The following is a 1,215-nucleotide window of genomic DNA, read 5'->3' on the forward strand; positions in this document are numbered from 1 at the left end:
GTCCAGCGCCCCGTCGGCGTCGTCGGCCGCGCCCACCGCAGGGTCCGGCGACGGTGCCGGTTCCCCCGACGGCGGGCCGACCGCCGCCCGCGCGGCCGGTCCCTGGGCGGCCGGCGCGACCGGGGGCCCGGTAGGACCGATGCTGACGACGAACGAGCCGGGGCGCACCAGCAGGGCGAGCAGGAGCAGCACGAGGACCACGGCCGCGGCCGGCCAGAGCACCTGGGCGGGCGTGGGGGCTGCGTGCCGGGGCCTGGCCCGGTACTGCTGCTCTCCCACCCGGCCACGGTAGCCGCCGGGGTCCCGCGAACCGGGGGGATCGGCCGACGACCGCACGGCTGGTCGCACCGTCGCGCGAGGACCGCCCGGCGACCGCGGACAGGGCGGGAGGCCAGCCCGACGGGGGGACGTCACCGGGCGCCGGGACGTCAGCGTGCGGCGGGACCGCGGCCGGGCAGTCGGACGTCAGCCACGCGGTCACACCCGACCGGGCGCCGGGACCTGAGCCGGGCGGTGGGACCTCAGCGGGACGGGGCCGCCCGGCCGCGGGCCGGTCGTGCGCGGACGTGCGCCCGCTCCCCCTGCGGGCCGAAGAGGACGAGGAGCTCGACCGCCTCGCCGTCGGCCGTGAGGAAGGCGTGCGGGACGTGCGTGTCGAACTCGGCCACCTCGCCGGGGGCGAGCACGACGTCGTGCTCCCCGAGCAGCAGCCGCAGCCTGCCGGCCAGGACGTACATCCACTCGAAGCCCTCGTGCGTCTGCAGCTCCGGGTCGCGGCTGGGCAGGCCCGGGGGCAGCACCATCTTGAACGCCTGCAGGCCACCGGGGCGCCGGGTCAGGGGCACGAGCGTCATCCCGTTGCGCCGGACCGGGCGGAAGACGGTGCGGGGGTCGCCGGTGGGCGGTGCCTCGACGAGCTCGTCGAGGGAGACCTGGTGCGCCCTGGCCAGGAGCAGCAGAAGCTCCAGCGTCGGCTTCCGCAGACCGGACTCCAGGCGGGACAGCGTGCTCACCGACACCCCCGTGGCGGCGGACAGCTGGGTGAGGGTCACGCCCCGCCGCACCCGCAGCGCGCGCAGCCTGGGCCCGACGGCGGCCACCACGGCGCCGACCTCGGCATCGTCCGTCCCGTCCTCGGCCGGGCGGGGCGGCCCCGGGACCCGGCCACCGGTCCCCTGCACGGGGCCAGCCTGCCTCACCCGGTGCGGCGGCGGG

Annotated in this window: 1 protein-coding gene and 1 pseudogene; both read right to left on the reverse strand. The window is 78.8% G+C overall.

What is annotated here, in order from left to right; genetic code table 11:
- Positions 1 to 279 (reverse strand): annotated as a pseudogene (locus WCS02_RS20460) (hypothetical protein); the annotation flags it as partial.
- 242 nt (positions 280 to 521) lie between these two features.
- Complete coding sequence (locus WCS02_RS20465; protein ID WP_340296163.1) at positions 522 to 1,103, reverse strand: helix-turn-helix domain-containing protein; 582 nt, start codon at positions 1,101 to 1,103, stop codon at positions 522 to 524.
- Positions 1,104 to 1,215 lie beyond the last annotated feature (112 nt).

Source organism: Aquipuribacter hungaricus, assembly GCF_037860755.1.
Classification (GTDB): domain Bacteria; phylum Actinomycetota; class Actinomycetes; order Actinomycetales; family JBBAYJ01; genus Aquipuribacter; species Aquipuribacter hungaricus.